The organism is Pseudomonas sp. 7SR1, from assembly GCF_900156465.1.
Lineage (GTDB): Bacteria > Pseudomonadota > Gammaproteobacteria > Pseudomonadales > Pseudomonadaceae > Aquipseudomonas.
In genome coordinates this window covers 4,815,199-4,839,335 of the sequence record NZ_LT707064.1, presented here as the reverse complement: position 1 = coordinate 4,839,335, position 24,137 = coordinate 4,815,199, and the positions used below count along the sequence as shown (strand labels likewise).

Below are 24,137 nucleotides of genomic sequence, written 5' to 3'. Positions count from 1 at the left end.
CAGGCGCCCTACAAGGCCGTGGGCGAACCTGGTCCAGGGTGTTACAGATAGGAGCAGCGCGGCGCGCTCGTGCCCCGAGAGGGAACAATTCAGCGCTGGTTCTCCCGATACTGGCTGGGCGAAAGGCTGGTCAAGGCGCGGAACTGACGGCTGAAGGCGCTGTGGTCGGTATAGCCACAGCGCAGGGCGATTTCGGTGATGGGCAGGTCCTTGTCCAGCAACAGCCGCGAGGCTTCTTCCAGGCGCGCCTTGTGAATCATCTGCCGGGGCGTGAGCTGGAAGATGCGTTTGCAGTGACGCTCCAGTTGCGCCACCGACAAGCCGGCGATTGCGGTCAGTTCCGCCAGGCTGACGGCGCGGGCGAAGTGCTGCTTGATATGGGCATCCACCGCCGCCAGTTTCTGGAACGCCGGGTGGCTGGACTGGGGCAATTGCAGGTCCCGGGAAATGCCCGCCAGGCCTACGATCCGTGCATCGGCATCGCGCAGGGCAAGCTTGTGGGTCAAGCACCATACCGGTTGGTTGCCGTAGTACAGGTGGAGTTCGAGTTGGTCCGCCAGCTCTCGGCCGCTTGCCAGCACCCGCCGATCCTGTTCGGTGTACAGCGGCCCGAATCGTTCGGGGAAGACTTGTTCGGCGGTGAGCCCCAGCAGATCGCCGCTGTGCTTGAAGCCGCAGCGTCTGGCCAGGGTCTGGTTGACGAAGGCATAACGTGCCTGCCTGTCCTTGATGAAGAACACCACGTCCGAAAGGGTATCGAGCAACGGTGCGATGGGTTGCAGGCTGTGCAGCAGGGTGTCCAGGTCGCAGGGCGGGAAAGAAGTGAACGAGGGGTACATGGCCGGCATCGTCTTGGAGTGGGCGCGAGGGTGCTCGCGATAGCGCAGTGTCGTTCGAAAATCGGGTGGCTGTCACGCCGCAATCGCAGGCAGGCTCAGTCGCTTGCAGAGGCCCCCAGGTCCAGCAGTGTTTCGATTCGCGCCGGGCTGAAAGGCGGACGCGGCACCGGCGGGGTCCAGCCAAGCAGGTGTTCCAGGGCGGCACCGCAGACCTGGCCCTGGCAGGCGCCCATCCCGCAGCGACTGGCGAGTTTCGCCTCGCGCCAGTTCCGATGGCCCGTCAGCTCGCCAAAGGGCACATCCTCGCAGCGGCAGACCAGGGTGTCTGCTTGGGCCAATGACTTGAGCCTGTCATCCAGGGCGAACGCCTTGTTCAGGGTCGTGGCAAAACCTTGCCAGTAGCGGCGACGGGTCCACAGCGCCTGGGCCGAGGCGGTATCGCCCACCGCCGCATGCCCGGCGATGCTGCCTTCCACAAGCGCCAGCTCGCTGCCGCCGAAACCGGTGCATTCGCCGGCGGCGTAGTGTTCGGGGCGGCTGGTGGCTTGCCAGGCGTCCACCGCGAGGGCATTGCCAGCCAGCTCGCAGCCCAGGGCCTGGCCGAGCTGGGTGTTGGGGATGAGTCCGAAACCACAGGCCAGGCGATCACAGGCCAGCTCTGTCGTCTTGCCCTGTTGCAGCAGACGCACGCCTTCGAGCCGATCATGACCATAGGCTTGCAGCACATGGCTGTCGGTGCGGTAGTGCCGATCGAACAGAGCGACAGCTTGCAGGCACTTGCCCGGCCAGCGCGGCAGTCGTGCGGCAAAACCGGCCACGGCGCTGCGCTTGGCTTGCTCGGCAATCCGTACGAGCTGCGCGCCCTGGTGCCTGGCTGTGGCGGCGCTGGCCAGCAGCAGCGGCCCGCTGCCGGCGATCACCAGCCGTTCGCCGCGTACCGGCAAGCCAGCCTTGATCAATGCCTGCAAGCCGCCGGCACCGGTCACCCCGGGCAGCGTCCAGCCGGGGAAGGGCAGCAGCAGTTCGCGTGCACCGGTGCAGAGGACCAGGCGCTCATAGGTGATCTGCCAGCCACGTTCGGCATCTTCAAGCAGCAAGGTCTTGTCGCCAACCTCCGCGATCACCCGGGTGCCGGCATGGCAGTGCACGTTGGCGCAGGCCTGCAGTCGGGCGCGCAGGCGTCGCGCCGCGGGCGGCAGGTTGGCCTGGGGCCCGTCGCGCCAGATCTGTCCGCCCGGTGACGGGTTGTCGTCCAGCAGCACGATCCGTGCGCCGCTGCCGGCGGCGGCCAGGGCTGCGGCCATGCCGGCGGGGCCGGCGCCGATGATCAGCAGGTCGGTGGTTTGGTTCATGGTCGGGTTCGCACCTGCATGCCATCGCGGCACAGCGTCTGGCAGGCCAGGCGCCGCTGGCCGTCGATCAGCACCCGGCATTCCTGGCAGATGCCCATGCCGCACAACGGCGCGCGGCGTTGTCCGCTGACCGAGGTCCGGCTGCAGCCGTCCGCGCCCAGGGCGAGGGCGGCCGCGACGCTGGTCCCAGTGGCGACCGACAGCGGCCGGTCATCGAGGAATAATTCAGGCATGGGCCGGTTCTCCCAGGAAACGCTGCGGCAGGTAGGGGCGTGCCGCCAGCGGTGACGTTTCGTTGAACAGTTGAGCCACCAGCAGGTCGGCCGTGGCCGGTGCGGTGGTGACCCCCAGCCCTTCATGGCCCACCGCCAGCCACAAGCCCTTGCGCTGTGGGTGTTGCCCCACCAGTGGCAGGCCGTCCGGGCTGGCGGCGCGAAAACCGGTCCAGGCGCGGATGCCGTTGAGTTGCGCCAGCCCCGGCAGGTAGTCGACGGCGCGCTTGAGCATCCTGGCCAGCATCCAGCCTTCTACCTGCGGGTCGACGGTACCGAACTGCCGCGACGCACCGATGAACAACTGGCCGGTCGGTCGGGGCTGGATATTGCACGCCACGGAAGGGCCGCTGGCGTTGTGGGCGCTGGTGACGTAACCCAGTTCAACCAAGGTGTGGGTAACGGTGGCGGGGTAACGATCGGTGATCAGCAGGTGACCTTTCTTCGGCTCGATCGGCAGTTCCGGGCAGAGGTCGGTGGCCTGGATGCCGTTGGCGAGAATCACCGCGTCGGCGCGCAGCCAGCGACCGTCGTCCAGGCGTACCCGCTGGCCATCCACTTCGACGACCTGAGCGCGCTGCTGATCGATGAGCGGATTGTCCAGCATCCAGCGGGCGGCCGCCGGAGCGTAGAGGATGGCGTCGCCGTTGATCAGCAAGCCACCCTCGAGGCCTTTGCGCAGCCCAGGTTCGCGCTGCTGCAGGCTGGCCTGGCCGATCAACTCGCAGGCTTCGCCATGGGCCAGCAGGTTCAGGTATTTGCTGTGGGCCACCGCCATTTCCTCGGGATTGGCCGCCAGCCACAGGGTGCCGTTGTTGCGCCAGGCGCAGCCTGGGGGCAGGGCATCGGCCAGCTCGCGCCAGCGGCCGAGCGAATATTGGCTCAGGGCCAGTTCCGCCGGGTTGTCGTCCAGCACCAGCAAATGGCCCATGCCGGCGGCAGTGGCGCCGTGCCAACCGGCGTCCAGCACCAGGGCCCGCACGCCTCGTTGGGCCAGCGCCCGGGCACAGGCGGCGCCGATGATGCCGGCACCGATGACAATCACGTCGGCAACGGCGCCCTCGCTCACGGACGGATGCCCCAGGCGAACGGGTCGTCCGGCTCGATGATCAGCGAGGCTTCGGCGCTGATGAATGCCCGGCCGCGAATGGTCGGTACGATGCGTTCGCCCGCCGTTTCGTAGCAACCTTCGAACTGGCTGCCGATGACGCTCGCCTGGCGCCAGGTCTGGCCCGCTTGCAGCTTTCCGTCCGCGGCCAGGCACGCCAGCTTGGCGCTGGTACCGGTGCCGCAAGGGGAGCGGTCATAGGCCTTGCCGGGGCAGAGCACGAAGTTGCGGCTGTCAGCGTCAGGGTCATCGGCAAACAGCTCGACATGATCGATCAGGCCGCCGTCTTCGCCACGAAAGCCTTGCTGTTCCAAGGCTTGCTGCACGGCATAGGTGTAGGCGGTCAGCCCGTCGAGGTTATCGCCCGCCACCTGTTGGCCGTGGTCGGCGATCAGGAAAAACCAGTTGCCCCCCCAGGCCACGTCACCCGTCACCGGGCCGATTCCGGGAACCTCCAGGGTCAGCGCCTTGCGGTAGCGATAGGCGGGCACGTTGCGCACGCTGACCGAGCGGTCCTCGTGCAAGGTCGCCTGCACGGTGCCCACCGGGGTTTCGATGGCGTGCACGCCGGGCCTGATCCGTCCCAGGTGGGCCAGCGACGCCACCAGGCCGATGGTGCCGTGGCCGCACATGCCCAGGTAGCCGCTGTTGTTGAAGAAGATCACTCCGGCACAGGCGCTGGGGTCCTGCGGCTCACAGAGCAGCGCGCCCACCAGCACGTCGCTGCCGCGCGGCTCCAGCACGCAGGCCGTGCGCCAGGCGTCGTGCAGGCTCGCCAGGCGCTGCTTGCGTTCGGCCATGCTGCCCTGGCCCAGGTCGGGAAACCCGTCGATGACCAGTCGGGTCGGTTCGCCGCCGGTATGGGAGTCGATCACGGTGATGCGCTTCATGGGTGGGCCACGTCCATTCAGATGAGTGAACGCAAGCGTCGCCCGTGCCGGGGGCCGGCGGCTTGATGCTTTTATCCGCCGCCGATGACGAAATTGGCACAGCGCCGGTCCCTCAATGACTGGACGGCAGGAACTCGAAAAGGGTCTTGCAGACACCGGCGATGTGTTCGTCCAGCAGTTTCACGGCCCGCTCTACATCCCCGGCCCGGCAGGCGTCGACGATCTCCCGGTGTTCGTGGTCGGCGCGTTCCTTGCCGGCCGACAGGCTCATCTGCATGCGCAGGTAGCGCTCCAGCTTGTCGTGCACCGAGCGGATCAGGCTGACCATGAACGGCCGCTGCGCCGGCTCGTACAGGCAGGCATGCAATTGCCAGTTGAGTTCGGCCCAACGCCCCACGTCGTCTTCGCCGATGAATTCGCGACAGATGCCCTCGGCCCGAGCGAAGGTCTCTTCGGTCATGTTGGGAATCGCCAGGCGCAGCACCTTGTCTTCGAGCAGCATCCGCACCTCGAACATCTGTGCCAGTTCTGCCTCGGAAATGCGCGTCACCATTGCCCCGCGATTACGCTGGAACATCACCAGCCCTTCGGCCTCCAGTCGCTTGAGGGCTTCGCGCACGGGAATCTTGCTGACGTTGAACTGCCGGGCGATGTCGTCCTGGCGGATCGGTTCGTCCTCGGCGAAATGCCCGGCCACGATGGCGTCGCGCAGGTGGCGGGTGATGATTTCCGAAGTGGAGGGGGTATTGCCCAGGTCGGGCAGGTTGAACTTGGATAAAGTCACGGCGGCGGTCGGATGGCTGAGATGGGGATATGGTATACGACTTTACCGAGACGGTCGTTGGGACTATCAGCCGTCAAGCCGACCCCACTGTGTGGCGCGGGGATCAATCCCCTGGACACAGGGTTTCTGCGTTATCCATGGGAGAAACTGGCCACGCTGGCCTGCGTCCGAACGACGACCAGCCCGGTGACGCACGCTCCGACGCTCAACGCTATGCCAAACAGTATCAACGCCACATTGGCGCCGAAGCCATCCGCCAACAGCCCGGTCACCACGACCGGGATGCTGAAGCCAACATAGGCGAACAGGAAGAACCCCGCGCTGACACGCGCCTTTTCCATGCCGGCCATGGCGGTGACGGCTGATAACCCGCCCAGGTACAGGAAACCGTAACAAGCACTGCTGGCACCCAATGCTCCCACCAACACGGCGAGCAGGGAGCCGACGCTCGCGCCCCAGGCCAGCAACGCGTAGCTCCCAGGCAGGATCAACAGGCCCAGGCTCGTGGCCCTGGCCGGTTGCAGGCGGCGTACCCAGGGCTGGAAAAGCAGGCCGCAACTGATCACGGTGAATGTCGACAGGCCCGACCAGCGCTGCAGATCATGGGTTGCCAGCACCGACGGCAGGATGGCGATGACCAGGCCCGAGGTGGCCCAGGCCAGCAGCATGGAGAAGCTGTAGGGCAGGCTGCCGGCCGGGAACAGGGGCAGGCGTAGCATTGGCGCATGGCGGTTCCTTGCGGCAGGGTCCGGCAGTCGCCATACCACCACGATCGCCACGGTGGCCATGGCCAGCTGCAACCAGAAACTGCCGGGGACCACGCTGGGATATACCAACAGGAACAGGCTGGTCAGGGCGGCACCCAGGCCGAACCCAAGGGACGTACTGGCCGTGACCCGATTGGCGCAGGCGCGCGGGTCGCCGTTCGCCAGCAGTTCGCTCATATAGGCGGTGGAAGTCGCCGAGGCCAATCCGGTACCCAGTCCCATCATCAGGCGCGCCAGTCCCAGGGCGATCAGGTTCGGCCAGAGCGAGGTCATCACGGTGGCCACCATCGACAGGCCCAGGGCGACCAGGATCAGCGGCTTGCGCCCGACCCGGTCGGGCAAGCCGCCAAGGGCGAGCAGGACCGGCAGCACCCCCAGCACATAACAGGAGAATGCCACCGCCGTGGCCCCGGCACCGTGGCCGGAGGCTTGCGCATAGGTGGTGTACAGCGGCGCCTGGAGGTTGACCGCCAGGGTGATCAGGCAAAGGCCGAAGGCCAGTCCCCATGAGTGTCGATCCGGTGTGTTCAAGCGTATGTCCTGATGGTCTGCACGTGTGAGGGACTATCAAGTCCGGGCCGCAGACGGACAAGGAACACAACGGTGCCTTTTGTGTTTAACTGTTCCCTCGAATTATGGAAACACTTGAGCCAAGAGAACGCCAAGGGCACGCGCCATGGACTTGAACATCGATCGCAACGCCGGGACCCCAGTGATCCGGCAACTGGTGACACACCTCGGGGAGTGGATACACGCCCAGCACATCCGTCCTGGCGCGCGGATGCCCTCCATTCGTTCCCTGGCCCGGGAAAACGGCGTGAGCCTGTCTTGCGTGATCAAGGCCTACGACCAGATGGTCGCCAGTGGGGTGCTGGAGTCCCGCCACGGCTCGGGATTCTTCGTGGCGCAACAGGCGGCCCGCGCCGCCGAGCCGGACACAGATCCGGGGGATGGGCGGTGGTCGCTGTTCGACAACGCGTCGACGCAGCTCAAGCTCGGTTGCGGCTGGCTGCCCGACGCCTGGCGCGACGATACCGACCTGGGCCAGGCGATCCGCCAGGTGGTGCGCAGCGACAACCACGCATTGTTCAACTACAGCAGCCCGTTGGGCTCGCCTCATCTGCGCCTGCAACTGCAAAAACGCCTGGGCCTGATCGACATTCACGTCGACCCGGCACAGATCATCACCACCCAAGGCGCCAGCCAGGGCCTCGACCTGTTGGTGCGAACCCTGCTCAAGCCCGGCGACCTGGTACTGGTGGAAAGTCCCGGCTACTACAACCTGTTCAATCTGCTGAAGTTGCAGGGGGTCAGGACCGTGGCGGTGCCGAGAACCGCCCAAGGCCCGGACATCGCCCGCCTGGAACAGCTTCTCGGCGATCACAAACCCTCATATTTCTTCATCAACAGCATGTACCAGAACCCCACCGGCACCAGCCTGGCGCCGAGCGTGGCCTATCGTCTGTTGCAACTGGCGACGGCCCATGACTTTCGCCTCATCGAAGACGACATCTACGCCGATTTCCAGAATGGCCCGACGTCCCGCCTGGCCTCCCTGGATGCACTGGACCGGGTGATTTACCTGGCGAGTTTTTCCAAGACCTTGTCCAGTTCGCTGCGCATCGGTTATGTGGTCGCCCAGCCCGACATCATCCGGCGCCTGGCCGAAGTCAAGATGATTACCGGCATCGGTTGCTCACTGCTGGCGGAAAACGTGGTAGCGACATTGCTGGCCAACGGTGCCTATCGCAAGCTGATCCAGCGCTTGCGCCAGCGACTGAACAAGCAGATGGCAAGTACGCTGCGCCACCTGGACCCGGCCCACTGGGAAGTGTTTGCCGAGCCGATGGGGGGGATGTTCGTCTGGGCCAGGCCTCGGTACCTGACGGCACAACGGGTGCAGCAGATCGCCCGGCAATTGCAGATCCAGTTGTCCCAGGGTTCGACGTTCCTGCCCCAAGGGGAGGCGTGCGACTGGTTGCGGTTGAATGTGGCCCATACCCAGGATCATCGTGCGCAGGTGTTCTTCCAGAGGGTGGAGCAGGAATCGATTGTGGCGGGCCAGTAGAGCATGGGGAGACTGTTCTGGCGCCATCGCGAGCAAGCTCGCTCCCACGGAGCAGAGCCGGGGGGCACCGAAGATCCCTGTGGGAGCGAGCTTGCTCGCGATGGCGGACTGACCGGTCACAAAAAATATTTTCGTTAATGGGAATAGATATCGAACAGGAATGAGTTGCTGTATCTTTCGCGACACATTCTTGTCAGCCTCCCGATGCGGAGGCTTTTTTCCATTAGGATTGTGCATCGATGCGTCGGATTCTCGTTTCACTGTGTGTGCTCCAGGCTTATTCCGTTTCCACCTGGGCTGAACAGCCAGTCCCTGCCAAGCCGGCTTCCCTTGAGTTGCAAGCCACGGATATCGTCGGTAGCGCCGACTATGAATCGGCACAGGGACCGGTAAAGGGCTATCATGCCACCCGTTCGGCCAGTGCCACCCGTACCGACACCGCGATTCATGAAACGCCACAGTCCATTTCCGTGGTATCCCGCGACGTGGTCCAAGACCTCAGTGCCACGCGCCTGCAGGATGCCCTCGATTACGCCGGCGGCGTAGGCCGGGCCAACAACTTCGGTGGCCAGGGCCTGACCACGTTTACCGTGCGCGGCTTTACCACGGGGGAGTTCTACCGCAACGGTTTCCCCATCAACCGTGGCTACCCGAACATGCCCGACGCCAACACCATCGAGCGGCTGGAGGTCCTGCGTGGCCCGGCCACCATGCTTTACGGTCGTGGCGATCCGGGCGGTACCTTCAACGTGGTGTCCAAGCAGCCGTTGGCCGAGCGCACGGTGACCCTGGGCAGCCAGGTCAATGACCAGGGCATGCGTCGTGGCACCCTGGATGCCTCCGGACCGCTGGACGAAGAGGGCCGCCTGGCTTACCGGTTGAACGTGATCGGCGAGGGCGGCGATACCTTCCGCGATCACGTCGAGACCGAGCGCTATGGCATTGCGCCCGTGGTCACCTGGCAGGTCAACGACACCACGCGCCTGACCTTCGAAGGCGATTTCATGCGCAACAATGCGCCGCTGGACCGTGGCCTGACCCATTACGCCGGCCAGCGCGGCACTGCGTCGCGGGATACGTTTTTCGGCGAAAAGGACGCCGGCAAGCTGCACAACGACAACAACATGCTGCAGGTACGCTTCGAGCACATGCTCAACGACGACTGGACCCTCGCTGGCGGAACCCAGTGGCTCGACGGCACCTTGCAGGGCAACGCGGTGGAGGGCAACGGGATCGCTGCCGACGGGCGCACCCTGGGCCGCAACTTCAACTACCGCAAGCTGGAGTGGACCGATCGTGACACCCAGCTCAACCTCACCGGGCATTTCTCCACCGCAGGGTTCGAACACACACTGTTGACCGGTATCGAGTACGAAGACTACGACTATCAGTCCATCATCCAGCGTTCCTCCGGCGCCGCCGGTGCCTACCCGATCGACATCTTCGATCCGGTGTACGGCCAGCCACGTCCGGCGTTGACACGCACGCCGACCAATGACCAGGAAAACCTCAAGACCCTGGGCGTATTCATCCAGGACCAGGTGGCGCTGACCGAGCGCTTGAAGGTGTTGGCCGGCGCGCGCATCGAGCGGTTCGAGCATCGGTACGAGAATTTCACCACCCGCAATGGGGATTGGGATGCCAGCCATAACGCGACCACTCCACGACTGGGCGTGATCTACGACCTGACCGACACCGTGGCGGTGTATGCCAATACCGCCCGTTCGTTCAAACCTAACACTGGCCGTAGCCGTGCAGGCGGTGGGTTCAAGCCGGAGGAGGGCAAGTCCTACGAAATGGGCGTCAAGTGGGAAGCGCTGGACCGCCAGTTGAGTGTCGATGCGGCGGTGTACCAGATCGAAAAGCGTAACGTACTGACCCCCGATCCCTTGGACCAGGACTTCAAAGTGGCGGCCGGCGAAGTGCGCAGCCGCGGTTTCGACTTGAATGTGGCGGGCAACCTGACACCACAATGGCGAATGATCGGTGGCTACGCCTATGTGGATGCCGAAGTGACCAAGGACACCAGCATCCCGTCCGGCACCCGCTTGCTCAACGTGCCCAGGAACTCCTTCAGCCTGTTGAACGTCTACGAGTTCCAGGACGGTGGCCTCAAGGGCCTAGGCCTTGGTGTCGGTGCCCGGTACGTCGACGAGCGGGCCGGCAATACCGCGGCCAGCACCTTTAGCATGGACAGCTACAGCGTCGTGGACCTACTCGGTTTCTACAAGGTCAACGAGCGGATCCGCCTCAACCTGGATCTGAAGAACCTGTTTGATGCCGACTACGAAGAGGGAGCATTCGGTGGCGTCTACGCCTACCCGGGCGCTCCGCGGACCGTGCAGGCCGGCATCTCCTACACGCTCTGAATCCAGTGCGTCATGAAAACCCCGGAGGTCCTGCCTCCGGGGTTTTTCTTTATTACCACTTGCCCGTGCTCATGCCGCCGTCCACTGGCAGTATCGCGCCGGTGGTGAAATCTGCGCTGGCCAGGTACAGCACGGCTTGGGCGATCTCTTCGATGGTGCCTACGCGTCCGGCCGGGGCCAGGCCGTTGAGGAACTCGCGGTGTGCCGGATCATGCATCGGTGTGTCGACGATCCCGGGGGCCACGGCGTTGACCTTGATGTTGTAGGGCGACAGCTCGAGGGCCAGGGCGCGGGTCATCTGGTTGACGCCGCCCTTGATCAGCACCGGCAACGCCGCCGGTACCTGGATGTTGGGCTGCAGGGCCACGGCGGCCGAGATGTTGATGATGAAACCTTGCTGACGGCTGATCATATGGGCGGCCGCGGCCTGGCTGGTGAAGACGAGCCCTTTGAGGTTGGTGTCCAGCAACGCGTCCAGGTCCTGGGGGCTGTATTCGACAAAGGGCTTGGGCAGGAAGAAGCCGGCGTTGTTGACCAATCCGTCGACGGCGCCGAACGCCTCGATGGCTCTTTCGACCAGTGCCGTTGCGGTCGAAGGATCGGCGATATCGCCCACCACGCCGATGAAGGCGGCCGGATGACCGAGCAGGGCGGCGGCATTGTCCAGGCCGGCCCCGGAGCGCGCATTACCCACCACGTTATAACCCCGGTCCAGGAATGCCTTGACCAGACCCAGGCCGATCCCGCTGGACGCGCCGGTGACGATGACGGTTTTGTTGATGCTCATGATTGACTCCTGATCACATTGAATGGAACCGGGCGCCCGTGTGGGCGGTGGTTGTGGTCAGGGTATTGCTGCATCGATGCTTGATAAATATGGGTTCTGGTACTTGAGTTGATACCTCATGTAATGAGTGGCAAGGGCAACGCAAGCTCGTTCCCATGGATTTGTCAGACTGGCAGGCAGAAAAAAGCCCGGTCAATGGACCGGGCTCGGAAGGGATCTGTCATTCCTTGGGAAGACTTCGATAGTGGGTCGTCGCCATTCCCGCGTACCCCCAGTTATCCGTATCGACTTCCTCGATCACGATATGGGTCAGGTGTGGATCCTTGCCCAGTACGCGCTGAAGGGTATCGGTGATTTCGGCGATCACCTGGGCTTTTTGTTCGCGGGTAACGCCGTCTCGGGTAATTCGCACATTGACGAAAGGCATGTCGCACTCCTGCTGATCAAAAAGACGCAGGAGAAATTCCCACGTCAACGAACTCACTGTATTTATACGCCACAGGCTGATAAACAGGGCCTCGGCATATTCAGTTGATACGCGGTGTAATCAATCATGAAACGTCATTTCGAAGACCTGCAGTTGGGCAGCATAGAACTGTTTTGCCTGGCGGCAGAGGCGGGCAGTTTCACCGCTGCGGCGCAACTGGCAGGGGTAACCCCCGCGGCGGTGAGCCGTTCGGTCTTTCGCCTGGAAGAGCGCCTGGGCTCCCGGCTTTTCGTGCGTACCACCCGCAGCATCCGCCTGACCGAAGCCGGCAGGACCTACTTCGAGCAATGCCGCCAGGCGTTGACGCAACTGGTGGAGGCGCAGCAGGAAATGATGGGGGCGCAGTCGGTACCGTCCGGGCAACTGCGCATCAGCTTGCCCACCACGTATGGTCACCACCGCATCCTGCCATTATTGCCGACCTTTCGGGCGCTGCATCCGCAAGTCAGCGTGGACGTCCACTTGAGCAACCGCAACATCGATTTCGTGGCCGAAGGGTATGACCTGGCTGTCCGGGTGCGGGCCCAGCCGGACTCCTCCATGATCGCCCGCCTGCTGGAAGACGCGAAGCTGGTGGTCATCGCTTCCCCGGACTATCTGCGTCGGGCCGGGACCCCACAGACCCTGGAAGACCTGGACGTTCACGAATGCATCCAGTTCGAATTGCCCAGCAGCGGTCGTCGCATCTCCTGGTTGTTCAATGTCGACGGCCGGGAGCGCGAAGTGTTCGGCCAGGGCGGCTACTGCTGTTCGGATGATGTGCTGGGTGGGGTCAGCCTGGCCAGGCATGGGGCTGGGTTGTTTCAGACGTATCGATTCATTGTCGAAAAGGAACTGGCGGATGGGAGCCTGGTGGAGGTGCTACAACCCTACAGTGGCCGATCCCGTCCGTTTACGTTGCTCTATCCTCACGGCCGGTATGTGCCGCAACGGGTGCGTGCTTTCGTGGACTTCCTGTTGACGTACCGGCAGCAGTGGGCCGAAGCCTGAAGCAAAAACCTGTGGCGAGGGGATAAATCCCCCCGCCACAATGAAGCGATCAGGTTTGCGTTCGGTCAGCGATCAGAACCGGAATGCCTGACGACCGATCAACAACCACTTGCCGTCTTTCTGCTTCTGCCAGATCTGGAAGTTCTCGATTTCCGTTGGGACCACTTCGGTGCCCTTGAGCGCTTGGGCCGAAAAGTGGTTACGCACCAGGGCGGTGTCTCCCGACAGGATGATTTTCTGATTCTTCATTTCCAGGGTCTTGAACGCACTCTTGCCGGTTTCGATGTCGGCAATGAAGGCTTTCTTGTCCTGGATGTTGCCGCTGGAATGCCCATAGGTCAGGTTCTCGGCGGCCAGGGCCTGGAGTTGCGGGATGTCCTTGTGCAGCATGGCCTGGGTCAGGTGGTCGACGGCCTGGGCCACTTCCTGTTCGGCCGATGAGGTGGCTGCCGCTGCGTAGCCGCTGAACAGGCACAAGAAGCTGACGATCAATGTCGCTTTTTTCATGAAGATTTCCTTGTTGTTGTAGGTATCGGCAATGCACGAGCACTTTGCTTGAATTGTGCTCGTCGGTCATCGTACAACTTGCCGAAGGCTACGGGAATAGTCGTACAGCCGGGCCATCTGTGAAATCGGCGAGGTCTGGTCAGAGGACACCGGGGAGGGACAACGATACTGCGAGGGCCTTCCTGGGCTGGCGGCGCATTCACAGCCCCTCGCGAACCGCTCCCCGAATGCCGTCCAGCAACATGGTGAACGCCGGGTTGTCGTTGTCCTCTCTCCACACCAGGTGCAGTTCGCTCTGCACCCCTTCACCCAGGTCGATTTCACGGAATACGACATGCTTGAACACCACGCTGGTGGCGCAGCGCGGCACTAGCGCCAGGCCCATGCCGGCGTTGACCAGCGCCAGGATCGTCAGCGACGAACCCAGCCACTGCACGAATTGCGGCGCGACCCGGGCCGAGCGGAGCATGCCGGTAAGCAGTTCGTTGAAGGGCGGGTAGGCGGTATGGGAGTACATGAGGAACGGTTGGCCGTCGAGATCCTGGACGTTCACGGAGTCGGCGCGGGCCAGCGGGTGGCCGGCAGGCACCGCCAGGACGAAGGGTTCGCGTACCAGGCACTCGGTGGCGTAGCCGGTCTCCAGCAGCGGGGAGCGGACGATGCCCAGGTCGATCCGCCGGGCCCGCAGTGCTTCATGCTGCTGATAGGTATTCATTTCCGACAGGACAATCTTGACCTGAGGCTGTTTCAGTCGTGCCTCGGCAATGACCCTGGGCAGGAACTCATACACGGCGCTGCCGACGAAGCTGATCGTCACCGAACCGATATCGCCCTGGGCGAACCGCCGGGCGGCCACGGCGGCCTGTTGCGCCTGCTCCAGGAGATTCTGCGCCTCGATGAAGAAAGCCCGGCCGGCGGCCGTGAGCGCGACGCTGCGGGTGCTGCGGGTGAACAGCTCGACCCCCAGGTGGTGCTCCAGCAACTGGATCTGCCGGCTCAAGGGCGGCTGGGTCATGTTCAGCCGTTCGGCGGCGCGACGGAAGTTGAGCTCGGTCGCCACGGTGGTGAAGCAGCGCAGTTGGGCCAGTTCAAACATTGATTCAATCCAGGTATCAATCAAGTGCCAAGTTAGATTAGACGGGAACAATACCAGCCGTCCATCATCGGGCCGTTCTCCACAAAAACAATGAATGGGAGGCTCCCTTGAACAACCTGTCGGACTCCACGCATGACAGCACCCTCGCGGTCGCTGCCGCCAAGGTCAAACGTCATGTCCTGCCCCTGGTGGTGGTGATGTTCATCGTCAACTACATCGACCGGGTCAACATCGGCTTCGTGCGCAGCCACCTGGAAACCGACCTGGGCATCGGCGCCGCTGCCTATGGCCTGGGCGCCGGGCTGTTCTTCGTCGGCTATGCGCTGTTCGAAGTGCCATCCAACATGCTGCTGCAACGTTACGGCGCCCGGGCCTGGCTGACCCGGATCATGTTCACCTGGGGCGCGGCGGCGATGGCCATGGCCTTCGTGCGCGGCGAAACCAGTTTCTATGTCTTGCGTTTCATCCTCGGCGCGGCGGAAGCAGGGTTCTTCCCCGGCATCATCTACTACTTCACCCAATGGCTGCCCGCCAACGAACGCGGCAAGGCCATGGCGATCTTCCTCAGCGGCTCGGCCATCGCCTCGGTGATTTCCGGACCGGTGTCCGGTGCCTTGCTGCACATCAGCGGCATGGGCCTGCATGGCTGGCAATGGATGTTCCTGATCGAAGGTTTCGCCTCCATCGCCCTGTGCGGGTTTGTCTGGTTCTGGTTGCAATCGCACCCCAGCCAGGCCAAGTGGCTGACCGCTGAAGAGAAGACCGTGCTGATCGCCGCCATTGCCGAGGAGCAACGTGCCAGGGAAGCCGCCCAGGTCATCAAGCCGTCGGTGTTCAAGTTGCTCGCCGACCGCCAGATCGCGCTGTTCTGTTTCATCTACTTTTCCATCGCCCTGACCATCTACGGCGCCACCTTCTGGCTGCCGAGCATGATCAAGAAAATGGGCGGCCTGGGGGATTTCCAGGTGGGCCTGCTCAACTCCATCCCGTGGATCATTTCCATCGTGGCGATGTATGGCTTCGCCGCCTTGGCCAGCCGCTGGAAGTTCCAGCAGGCCTGGGTCGCGGTGACCCTGGTGATCGCTGCCTTCGGCATGTTCATGTCCACCACCGGCGGTCCGGTGTTCGCCTTCGTCGCGATCTGCTTCGCGGCCATCGGTTTCAAGGCGGCCTCGGCACTGTTCTGGCCCATCCCCCAGGGCTACCTGGACGCGCGCATCGCAGCGGCGGTGATCGCCCTCATCAACTCCATCGGCAACCTCGGCGGTTTCGTCGCGCCCACGGCCTTCGGCTTCCTGGAACAGACCACCGGTTCCATCGAAGGCGGCCTGTACGGGCTGGCCATCACCTCGCTCGTGGCGGCCGTGGTGATCTTTTTCGCCCGCACCGCGCCGCGTCGGGACAAGCCTGACTCGTTGTCCGGTCGGCCCGAAGCAGCGACCCACGCCGACTCATCGGAAAAATCACAAGCCCTGAACCCTGGCCCATCGGGAGCCGCTGTATGAAGATCAAACGCGTCACCGTCACACCCATCGCCTTCCGTGATCCGCCGCTGCTCAACGCCAGCGGCATCCACGAACCCTACGCGCTGCGCTCGATCATCGAAATCGAGAGCGACAACGGCTACATCGGCCTGGGAGAAAGTTACGGCGATGCGCCGGCTCTGGCGATCCAGCAACAGCTGCAAAGCCAGCTGATCGGCCTGGATCCGTTCAACCTCAATCAGCTGAGGGCCATTGTCCAGGCCACCGTGGCGGCCCACCGCCCGGCGAGCGTCGCGGGGGCGGAGCTGGCGCCGGGATCCCACGCCAGCAAGGCAGTGAGCAATGCCTATTCGGCCTTCGAGGTGGCGTGCCTGGATCTTCAGGCCCGTTACCTGAACGTACCGTTGGTGGACCTGCTGGGCGGGGCGATTCGCGATCAAGTGCCGTTCAGTGCCTACCTGTTCTTCAAGTATGCCGAGCACATCGATTCACCGTACCCGCCGGACAGCTGGGGTGAAGCCCTGGATGAACGGCAGATCGTCGCCCAGGCCCGGCGCATGATCCAGGACTACGGCTTCAAGAGCATCAAGCTCAAGGCCGGTGCCCTGGAGCCGGAGCATGAAGTGTCGTGCATCAAGGCGTTGAAGCAGGCGTTTCCCGGTTATCCCTTGCGCATCGACCCCAATGGCAACTGGTCGCTGGAGACTTCCATTCGCATGGCCGAGTTACTGGGCGATGACCTGCAATATTACGAAGACCCGACGCCAGGGCTGGCGGGGATGGCCGAACTGCACAGGCGCACGGGGCTGCCCCTGGCCACCAACATGGTGGTCACCGACTTCGACGAGCTGCGTCGCAGCATCGCCCAGGACAGCGTGCAGATCGTCCTGGCCGATCACCATTACTGGGGCGGGCTGCGCGACACCCAGGTGCTGGCGAAGATGTGCGCCACCTTCGGCCTTGGGGTGTCGATGCATTCGAATTCGCACCTGGGCATCAGCCTCATGGCCATGGCCCACGTGGCGGCAGCGGTGCCGAACCTGGACTACGCCTGCGACACCCATTACCCATGGCAGGAGCCGGACGAAGAAGTCATCCAGGGCGGCAAGCTGCCCATCGTCGATGGCTGCGTGAAAATTACCCGGGCGCCGGGGCTCGGGCTGGAGCTGGACCGAGACCAGTTGGGCCTGCTGCATGAACAGTACCTGCGTTGCGGCATTCGTCAGCGTGACGATGTGCGGCAGATGCAGCGCTACCGGCCGGACTGGAAAATCGTCAAGCCGAGGTTCTGAGGCGACGGCGGCGGGCCTGCCGCGCAGGCCAGCGAAAGCAGGCCCTTGTGGTGAGGGGATAAATCTCCTCACCACAAGGTCGGTGGTATTGAGCACCCACCTTATACCCTCCCAGGCCATCCAGTGGCCCACACCCAAAGTACCGCGCCCGCCGACAACGCAGTCTTACGCCCAAACTGCCGCGCCCGTCAGCCTCGCCGTCTTACATCCAAAATGCCGCGCCAGCCCGGCGCTTCCAAAGCACTCGCCAATTGCCCCCAAGGCAGCGTATGGCGGGGCCTGCAGCCTTTCGATAATCGCCTCCGACATCCTGTCCCCTGTTGCGGAGCGCGCCATGCACAACAATAACAATACCCGCCACCGTTTTTTGCCTGCGGTGATCGCCGGCCTTTCGACCCTCGGCCTGACGCCGTGGGCCCAGGCTGAAATCATGCTGTACGACAAGGACCAGACCACTTTTTCCACCGACGGCTATATCAATGCTTTCTACGTCAACAGCGACGTGGATCGTGCCGGCGAGCAATTCGACCGTCGTCAGTCGCGGGTCAAGATGGGGTTCTTGCCCAACTATCTGGGCTTCAACATGGGCAAGCAGGTCGATGACCTCAAGCTAGGCGCCCGCGCATCGTTCTGGGTGACCATCAACGACAGCGAAACCAACGGCACCGACACCGCCATCGACGTGCGCCAGTTCTACGGCACCGTGGCCAACCCGGAGTGGGGCGAGGTATTGATCGGCAAGGACTTCGGCCTGTTCGCCCGTTCCAACATCCTGCTGGACGAGCTGTTGGCCGGCTACGGCCAGGTCAGCGATACCCTGGGCCTGGTGGACGGTGGTGGCGTGTCGTTCGGCAACATCGGCAGCGGCTATCCCTATCCGTTCCCCACCTCGCAGATCACCTATCGCACGCCGGTGGTGGACGGACTGCGCATGGCGGTGGGGATCATGGACCCGGTGGACACCAACGACAACAGCGCCACCGGCAAGGCCTACCAGGAAAACCCACGCACCGAGAGCGAGATCACCTACCAGTTCGACCTCGCCGGAGCCAAGATCTACAGCTGGCTCAACGGCAGCTACCAGACCTCGGACAACACCGATACCACCGTCGAGTCCGTGACTTCCAAGGGGTTGGGCTATGGCGTGCAGGCCAAGATGGGCGGGCTGTCGCTCACCGGCTCCGGATTCCAGGCCAAGGGCATCAACCCGTTCTTCACCAACAACGCGGGCGAAGCCACGTTGCGCAATGTCGACAGCAAGGGCTACCTGCTGCAGGGCTCGTACAAGCTGGGCAAGAATCGCCTGGCGCTGTCCTATGGCAAGACCGATGACGACGGCAACGGGGTGGTGGGCAGCGGCGCCGATTACGAAACCCGTGGCATCGCCTTGTTCCACGACATCAACGACAACCTCAAGCTCGTGGCCGAGTACAACCAGTTCGAAATCAATGGCCACGACACCAGCGCCCAGAACGAGGACACCGATACCTTTGCGGTGGGCGCTGTGTTGACCTGGTGACACCGATTCGCCGGGCGAAAAGCACACCCCGCGGGGCTGTACGATGCGCCTGAGACACTGAGGTCATGATCGCTCCCACGCGGAGCGTGGGAGCGATCAGTCATCGAGCCAGTTTCGTGGCGGTCCCACCGTGCGCATCGCGGTCGGGACCGCCACCGTTCTCCTCCCATGGAAGCGTGCACCCGCTACCCAAGTAGCATTCGTCGCCCTGGCGCGGCTTCGTACACTCAAGACTCCTATCACGCACCCGTCGGAGGCGAAGATGCCACAGGCCCGGAACGAAGGCGTGGTCAGCGCAATGTCCCAGGCAACGGACGTCCAGCAAGTGGCCCAGGAGCTGGCGCGGCAGTTGCTGCATCCCTATCTGGGGTTCGTACTGTTCTTCTGTTCAGCCGAATACGATCTGCCGGCCCTCGGCCAGGCGCTTTCGCGCAGTTTCGGTGGCATTCGCCTGGTGGGGTGCACCAGCGCCGGGGAGATCACGTCCCTGGGCTACGGGCGCAACTGCGTGACAGCGGTGGGCTTCGACCACCGGCACTTTTCCATCGCCGCCGAGTTGATCGGCGAAATGGAGCATTTCAGCCTGATCGACGCCCAGCAGATGGTCGAACGACTGGCTGGCGGTTGTCGCAGCAATGCCCTGGCGCCGATCAAGGGCCACAGCTTCGCGCTGACCTTGCTCGATGGCCTGTCGAGCCGCGAGGAAATGGTGCTGGCGGCGTTGAGTGCGGCCCTGGGAGACATCCCGCATTTCGGCGGCTCGGCCGGAGACGACAATTACCTCACCCACACCCACGTGTACTTCGAAGGCCAGTTCCACAGCGGCGCCGCCGTGGTGGTGCTGGTCAACACCTGGCTGGAGTTCGAAGTGTTCACCACTCATCACATCCTGCCCCGCCAGGAGAAACTGGTGGTGACCGGCGCCGACAGCGCTTCCCGGCGGGTCTATGAGCTCAACGCCGAACCCGCCGCCGAGGAATACGCCCGGCACATCGGCGTGCCGGTCGGCGCCCTCGATTACCGGGTGTTCGCCGCCCATCCGCTGGCGGTGCGCATCAACGACCAGTACTACGTGCGCGCCATCCAGCAGGTGCATCCGGACCTGAGCCTGAGTTTTTACTGCGCGGTGGAGAACGGCATCGTCCTGACGGCCATGACCCCGGGGCCTCTGCTGGACAACCTGCAAGACCTGTTCGACGGCCTTAAGTCGCGCCTCGGCGACCTCTTGCTGACCATCGGCTGCGATTGCTTCCTCCGGCGCCTGGAGCTGGAGGATCGTGGCGGCCTGGAGCCGATCGGGCAGTTCCTGCGTGAACAACGGGTGATGGGCTTCAACACCTATGGAGAACAGTTCAATGGCATGCATATCAACCAGACCTTCACCGGAGTTGCCATTGCCCGACATCGCGTCCCCGGCCATCGCTGAGCTGCAGGCGCAGCTCGCCAAGCTGCAGCACGAAAACCGCAAGTTGCGGCGTATCAACGATGCCCTGATCGAGCGCGTGGAGTCCGGTGTGACCCGAGGCAGCGACCCGTATGCGGCGTTCCAGCATTCGGTGGTCCTGGCCGAGCAGGTTCGCGAACGCACCGACGCCCTGAACCAGGCCATGGCCGAGCTCAAGGCCGGTAATCACTTGCTGGGCGAGGCAAGGTTGCGCGCGGAGATGGCCCATCGGCACCTGATCGACGCCATCGAGAGCATTTCCGATGCCTTCGTGCTGTTCGACGAACAGCAGCGCATCGTCCTGTTCAACAGCCGCTTCAAGGCGTTCTGGGCCCACAGCCGGGTGAGGATCATCGCCGGGATGCGTCTTGGCGAGGTCAAGCGCCTGATGACCGCCAACGGCCTGTTCAGCGAGGAAACCCGCGGGCAGGATGACGAGCATGTGCTCTACCGGCTGCAGAACGGGCGCTGGTTGCAGGTCAGCGAACGGCCGACCCAGGAAGGCGGGCGGGTGATACTGTTCACCGATATCACCGACGTCAAGCTCAGCGAAACCGTGCGTCGCGAACAGGCCGTGGCGCAGAAGTCCCATCTGTTGCAGCGGGCGGTGGACAACCTGTCCCAGGGCGTGGCGATGGTCAACGCCCAAGGCGTGCTGGAACTGTGGAACCGGCGTTTCCTGGAACTCAGCGGCCTGGCCCCGGTAGCCGCCCACAGGCCGTTCAACGAGGTGATCGCCGACAGCGAACTGCAACTGCTGACCCCCGCCAGCCGCGACGGCAACGGTCGGTTGATCCACGAGTGCGAGCAACGCCTGTCCGATGGCCGGGTCCTGGAGATCCGTACCCATCCGCTGCCCACCGGCGGCTACGTCAATACCTTCACCGACATCACCGAGCGTTACCAGCATGCCGAGGCGCTGAGTGAAAGCGAGCGCTGGATCCGTCTGATCACCGACCATGTCCCGGCGTTGATCGCCTACCTCAATGCCGACCTGGTCTATGAGTTCACCAACAAGGTCTACGAGCAATGGTACTGCTGGCCCCGGGGCGTGATGCTCGGCCAGAGCCTGCGCGAGGCCCACAGCGAGCAGCATTACCAGCGCCTGGAGGCCTATGTGGCCCGGGCCTTGGCGGGGGAGAGCGTAACGTTCGAATTCGCCGAGACCAACATCAACAACCAGGAGCGCTACATGCTGCGCTCCTACGTGCCGAACCGGTTGGCCAACGGCGAAGTGGTGGGGATCTTCGTGCTGATCCGCGACATCACCGAGCGGCGGCGCACCGCCGAGGCGCTGCACCAGGCCTATCAGAACCTGGAGCAACGGGTGCAGGAGCGCACCGCCGAACTGACCACCCTCAATGACCAACTGTTGCGGGAAATCGACGAGCGCAGTCGGGTGGAGGTGCGCTTGCGCGAGGCCAAGCGCGAAGCCGAGCAGGCCAACCTGTCGAAAACCAAATTCCTCGCGGCGGTCAGCCACGATTTGCTGCAGCCCCTCAATGCCGCGCGATTGTTCACCAGCGCCTTGCTCGAACGCCGCGAGCCGGTGGCGAACGCGCAGTTGGTGCGCAACGTCAGCAATTCTCTGCAGGACGTGGAAAACCTGCTGGGCACCCTGGTGGATATCTCCAAGCTGGACGCCGGGGTGATCAAGGCGGATGTCGCCCCGTTCGCCCTCAGCGAGCTGCTCGACAACCTCGCCGCCGAATACGCCCAGGTGGCCCGTAGCGAAGGGCTGGGGCTGCGCTTCGTACCGTGTTCGGTCCTGGTGCGCAGCGACATGCAGTTGCTCGCGCGGATCCTGCGCAACCTGTTGAGCAATGCCATCCGCTATACCCCCAGCGGCCGGGTGGTGCTGGGGTGCCGACGGCATCGACGGCAGGTCTCGATCCAGGTCTGGGACAGCGGCATCGGCATCGCCGAGGAACGCCTGGAGGAAATCTTCCAGGAGTTCAAGCGCGGCGATGTGCAGCGCCCGGACCAGGACCGCGGCCTGGGCCTGGGGCTGGCGATCGTCGAAAAGATCGCCGGTATCCTCGGGCACCGGATCCAGGTGCGTTCGTGGCCGGGCAAGGGCTCGATGTTCTCCATCGACGTGCCTCTGAGCGCCACCGCGCCCACGCCGCAGCCCTGCCTGGACATGAGCGAACCCATGCTCGAACGCTTGCGCGGCGCGCGGATCTGGGTGCTGGACAACGACGCGGCCATTTGCGCCGGCATGCGCACGCTATTGCAAGGATGGGGGTGCCAGGTGGTGACCGCGCTGTCGGAGCAGGACCTGGCGGGCCAGGTGGACTGCGCCCACGCCGAGGTGGACCTGTTGATCGCCGACTATCACCTGGACAACGATCAGAACGGCGTCGACGCGGTGGCCCGTATCAACGCTCAACGGGCTTCGGCGATCCCGGCCATGTTGATCACCGCCAACTACAGCAACGAGCTCAAGCAGCAGATCCGTGAGCGCGGCCACACCTTGATGCACAAGCCGGTGCGGCCGATGAAGCTCAAGACGGCGATGAGTCATTTGTTGGGTCAGCCCCGCAACCATTGAGCCGAACGCTGTTGCGGCGAGGGGATTGTTCCCCCCGGGTCTGCCTGGCAGACCCCGGTTGTCAGTTTTCAGGGCCGCTTCGCGCCCCAGCGGGGCGGTGCTACGTTTCGCTAATCCCCTCGCCACAGGGATGTGTGTCAACGCCGCAGATAAGCCCCGAAATCGATATCCCCGGCACTGAGGATCGCCTGCACCCGGTTGTGCACATTGAGCTTGCGCAGGATGGCCGAGACGTGGGCCTTGACCGTGGTCTCGGCGATGTCCAGGGTGTAGGCGATCTGTTTGTTCGACTCACCCTTGGTCATGCGCTCGAGTACCAGCAGCTGCTTGCGGGTCAGGGCCTGGAGCAGTTCGGGCGGGAACGCCGGGGTTTCGCTCAGGCGCCGGCCTACCGGGTTCTTCTGGGTGCGGATGATGTCCGGTGGCAGGTACACGTTGCCGTTGAGGATCTGTTCGATGGCGTCGGTCATCTGCGAACGTGGCGAGGATTTGGTAATGAACCCCACCGCACCGTAGGTGATGGTCTGCAGGACGATCTGCTTGTCCTGTTCGGCGGAAACGATCACCACGGGGATCGTCGGCGCCTCGTTGCGCAGGTTGATCAGGCCATTGAGGCCGTGCATGCCGGGCATGTTCAGGTCCAGCAGGATCAGGTCCAGGTCGTCGTGCTCGTGGGTCAGTGCCAGGGCACTGTCCAGGTCGGCGGTTTCCATGACTTCGCTGCCAGGGAAGCCGTCGCTGATAACGTTGTGGATGGCTTCGCGAAACAGTGGGTGATCGTCGGCTATCAGGATTTTATACATGGCCATTCACCTCGTTATTGTTGTGGGGCAGTTGCAGCACGCTTTTGACTCGCACTTGTGCATCAGGGAAAAGGTTCGGGTCGGGCGGCCTGCAAGGGCAGGTTGGCCGCTTCCCAGGCATCGAGGCCATCGCGATACCAGTACAGATGCTTATAGCCCATGGCAGCGGCGCGTTTTACCGCGTTCCAGCTCAACCAGCAATCGGAGCGGCAATAAAAGACCAACGGTTGGTCCATGCGCCCGGCGGTGGCTTTGCGCAGGTAATGAGCGAAGTAGTCCTGCCAGGTCGGATCCAGGTGGCCGTCGCCGGTATTGGCCAGCCACAGGCTGCCGGGGAGGTTGGCGTGGGGTTCGTTGTCGATGAACCGGCCCTGGACCCAGGGCCGACGGTAGACGTCCACCAGCACGGGAGGCGAGGCTTGCTGGAGCAGTCGCTGCAACGCCTGGGTATCGATGGTCTGCGCGCCTTGGACCTCGGCGGGCGTGGGGCTGCGATACCGGTCGATGCGATAACCCTGGGGCGAGAACAGCGTGTCGTCGGCCTGGGCGACGCTCAGCCACAGGCACGGCAAGACGATTGCCAGCAAACGGAGCATGGGGATTGATCCTTGTTGTTATGGGTGCATTACATGCCAGGGTCGCGGTCTTGTGAATGCGACCATAGACAGGAAAACCAGTACTAAAGTCGTAAAAATGCTCCTGTCACAGGCTGGGGATCGCCACCG

Annotated in this window: 21 protein-coding genes; 8 read left to right on the top strand and 13 right to left on the bottom strand. The window is 63.6% G+C overall.

What is annotated here, in order from left to right; translation table 11 throughout:
• Positions 1-89: 89 nt before the first annotated feature.
• From BW992_RS21380 to BW992_RS21350, 7 genes are all read right to left on the bottom strand, one after another.
• Positions 90-839 carry an AraC family transcriptional regulator gene (locus BW992_RS21380; RefSeq protein WP_076407067.1) on the bottom strand — a complete coding sequence of 250 codons (750 nt, stop codon included), beginning with the start codon at positions 837-839 and terminating at the stop codon, positions 90-92.
• A gap of 95 nt (positions 840-934) precedes the next feature.
• The gene (locus BW992_RS21375; RefSeq protein ID WP_076407066.1) at positions 935-2,191 is read right to left on the bottom strand and encodes an NAD(P)/FAD-dependent oxidoreductase; all 1,257 of its coding nucleotides are present in this window, start codon (positions 2,189-2,191) and stop codon (positions 935-937) included.
• Complete coding sequence (locus tag BW992_RS21370) at positions 2,188-2,424, bottom strand: 2Fe-2S iron-sulfur cluster-binding protein (protein ID WP_072391381.1); 237 nt, start codon at positions 2,422-2,424, stop codon at positions 2,188-2,190. The genes BW992_RS21375 and BW992_RS21370 overlap by 4 nt, the downstream gene beginning before the upstream one ends.
• Positions 2,417-3,532 carry an NAD(P)/FAD-dependent oxidoreductase gene (locus BW992_RS21365; RefSeq protein ID WP_076407065.1) on the bottom strand — a complete coding sequence of 372 codons (1,116 nt, stop codon included), beginning with the start codon at positions 3,530-3,532 and terminating at the stop codon, positions 2,417-2,419. The genes BW992_RS21370 and BW992_RS21365 overlap by 8 nt, the downstream gene beginning before the upstream one ends.
• Positions 3,529-4,461: a 4-hydroxyproline epimerase gene (locus BW992_RS21360; protein WP_076407064.1), complete on the bottom strand. Its 933-nt coding sequence runs from the start codon at positions 4,459-4,461 to the stop codon at positions 3,529-3,531. The genes BW992_RS21365 and BW992_RS21360 overlap by 4 nt, the downstream gene beginning before the upstream one ends.
• Before the next feature lie 112 nt (positions 4,462-4,573).
• A complete protein-coding gene (locus BW992_RS21355; RefSeq protein WP_072391391.1) occupies positions 4,574-5,245 on the bottom strand; it encodes a GntR family transcriptional regulator in 672 nt (223 codons plus the stop codon).
• Positions 5,246-5,376: 131 nt separating this feature from the next.
• Positions 5,377-6,543 (bottom strand): MFS transporter, encoded by a 1,167-nt coding sequence (locus BW992_RS21350; RefSeq protein ID WP_072458809.1) that lies wholly within the window; start codon positions 6,541-6,543, stop codon positions 5,377-5,379.
• Positions 6,544-6,688: 145 nt separating this feature from the next.
• Between BW992_RS21350 and BW992_RS21345 the strand changes: the two genes are divergently transcribed.
• Positions 6,689-8,080 carry an aminotransferase-like domain-containing protein gene (locus BW992_RS21345; protein WP_076407063.1) on the top strand — a complete coding sequence of 464 codons (1,392 nt, stop codon included), beginning with the start codon at positions 6,689-6,691 and terminating at the stop codon, positions 8,078-8,080.
• A 239-nt stretch (positions 8,081-8,319) separates the two neighbouring features.
• Positions 8,320-10,449: a TonB-dependent siderophore receptor gene (locus BW992_RS21340; RefSeq protein WP_072431041.1), complete on the top strand. Its 2,130-nt coding sequence runs from the start codon at positions 8,320-8,322 to the stop codon at positions 10,447-10,449.
• A 52-nt stretch (positions 10,450-10,501) separates the two neighbouring features.
• Here the strand turns inward: BW992_RS21340 and BW992_RS21335 are convergent, their stop codons facing one another.
• Together BW992_RS21335 and BW992_RS21330 are read right to left on the bottom strand one after the other, a co-directional pair.
• Complete coding sequence (locus BW992_RS21335; protein ID WP_076407062.1) at positions 10,502-11,236, bottom strand: SDR family NAD(P)-dependent oxidoreductase; 735 nt, start codon at positions 11,234-11,236, stop codon at positions 10,502-10,504.
• A gap of 220 nt (positions 11,237-11,456) precedes the next feature.
• Complete coding sequence (locus BW992_RS21330) at positions 11,457-11,663, bottom strand: tautomerase family protein (protein ID WP_076407061.1); 207 nt, start codon at positions 11,661-11,663, stop codon at positions 11,457-11,459.
• A gap of 126 nt (positions 11,664-11,789) precedes the next feature.
• Between BW992_RS21330 and BW992_RS21325 the strand changes: the two genes are divergently transcribed.
• Positions 11,790-12,713, top strand: a complete 924-nt coding sequence (locus tag BW992_RS21325) for a LysR family transcriptional regulator (protein ID WP_076407060.1) — start codon at positions 11,790-11,792, stop codon at positions 12,711-12,713.
• A gap of 72 nt (positions 12,714-12,785) precedes the next feature.
• On the opposite strand, the gene BW992_RS21320 is transcribed toward BW992_RS21325, so the two are convergent.
• Both BW992_RS21320 and BW992_RS21315 read right to left on the bottom strand, forming a co-directional pair.
• Positions 12,786-13,220: a nuclear transport factor 2 family protein gene (locus tag BW992_RS21320; protein ID WP_072391413.1), complete on the bottom strand. Its 435-nt coding sequence runs from the start codon at positions 13,218-13,220 to the stop codon at positions 12,786-12,788.
• Positions 13,221-13,419: 199 nt separating this feature from the next.
• Positions 13,420-14,316, bottom strand: coding sequence for a LysR substrate-binding domain-containing protein (locus BW992_RS21315; RefSeq protein ID WP_072458806.1), 897 nt, complete (start codon positions 14,314-14,316; stop codon positions 13,420-13,422).
• 107 nt (positions 14,317-14,423) lie between these two features.
• Between BW992_RS21315 and BW992_RS21310 the strand changes: the two genes are divergently transcribed.
• The 5 genes from BW992_RS21310 to nahK all read left to right on the top strand — a co-directional run bounded on the left by BW992_RS21310 (position 14,424) and on the right by nahK (position 22,609).
• Entirely contained in the window at positions 14,424-15,821 is a 1,398-nt protein-coding gene (locus BW992_RS21310) for an MFS transporter (RefSeq protein ID WP_072391419.1), read from the top strand.
• Positions 15,818-17,092 (top strand): glucarate dehydratase family protein, encoded by a 1,275-nt coding sequence (locus BW992_RS21305; protein WP_072391422.1) that lies wholly within the window; start codon positions 15,818-15,820, stop codon positions 17,090-17,092. Before BW992_RS21310 ends, BW992_RS21305 begins: the two co-directional genes overlap by 4 nt.
• Before the next feature lie 334 nt (positions 17,093-17,426).
• Positions 17,427-18,611: a porin gene (locus BW992_RS21300; RefSeq protein WP_072391425.1), complete on the top strand. Its 1,185-nt coding sequence runs from the start codon at positions 17,427-17,429 to the stop codon at positions 18,609-18,611.
• Between the two features lie 262 nt (positions 18,612-18,873).
• Positions 18,874-20,037: a nitric oxide-sensing protein NosP gene (nosP, locus tag BW992_RS21295; RefSeq protein ID WP_072391428.1), complete on the top strand. Its 1,164-nt coding sequence runs from the start codon at positions 18,874-18,876 to the stop codon at positions 20,035-20,037.
• Entirely contained in the window at positions 19,967-22,609 is a 2,643-nt protein-coding gene (gene nahK / locus BW992_RS21290) for a hybrid sensor histidine kinase/response regulator NahK/ErcS' (RefSeq protein ID WP_231991079.1), read from the top strand. The genes nosP and nahK overlap by 71 nt, the downstream gene beginning before the upstream one ends.
• 137 nt (positions 22,610-22,746) lie before the next feature.
• Here nahK and BW992_RS21285 read toward each other — a convergent pair whose 3' ends face one another.
• A complete protein-coding gene (locus tag BW992_RS21285; protein WP_076407373.1) occupies positions 22,747-23,412 on the bottom strand; it encodes a response regulator transcription factor in 666 nt (221 codons plus the stop codon).
• Positions 23,413-23,474: 62 nt separating this feature from the next.
• Positions 23,475-24,008 carry a PQQ-dependent catabolism-associated CXXCW motif protein gene (locus BW992_RS21280; protein WP_072391434.1) on the bottom strand — a complete coding sequence of 178 codons (534 nt, stop codon included), beginning with the start codon at positions 24,006-24,008 and terminating at the stop codon, positions 23,475-23,477.
• Positions 24,009-24,137: the final 129 nt, after the last annotated feature.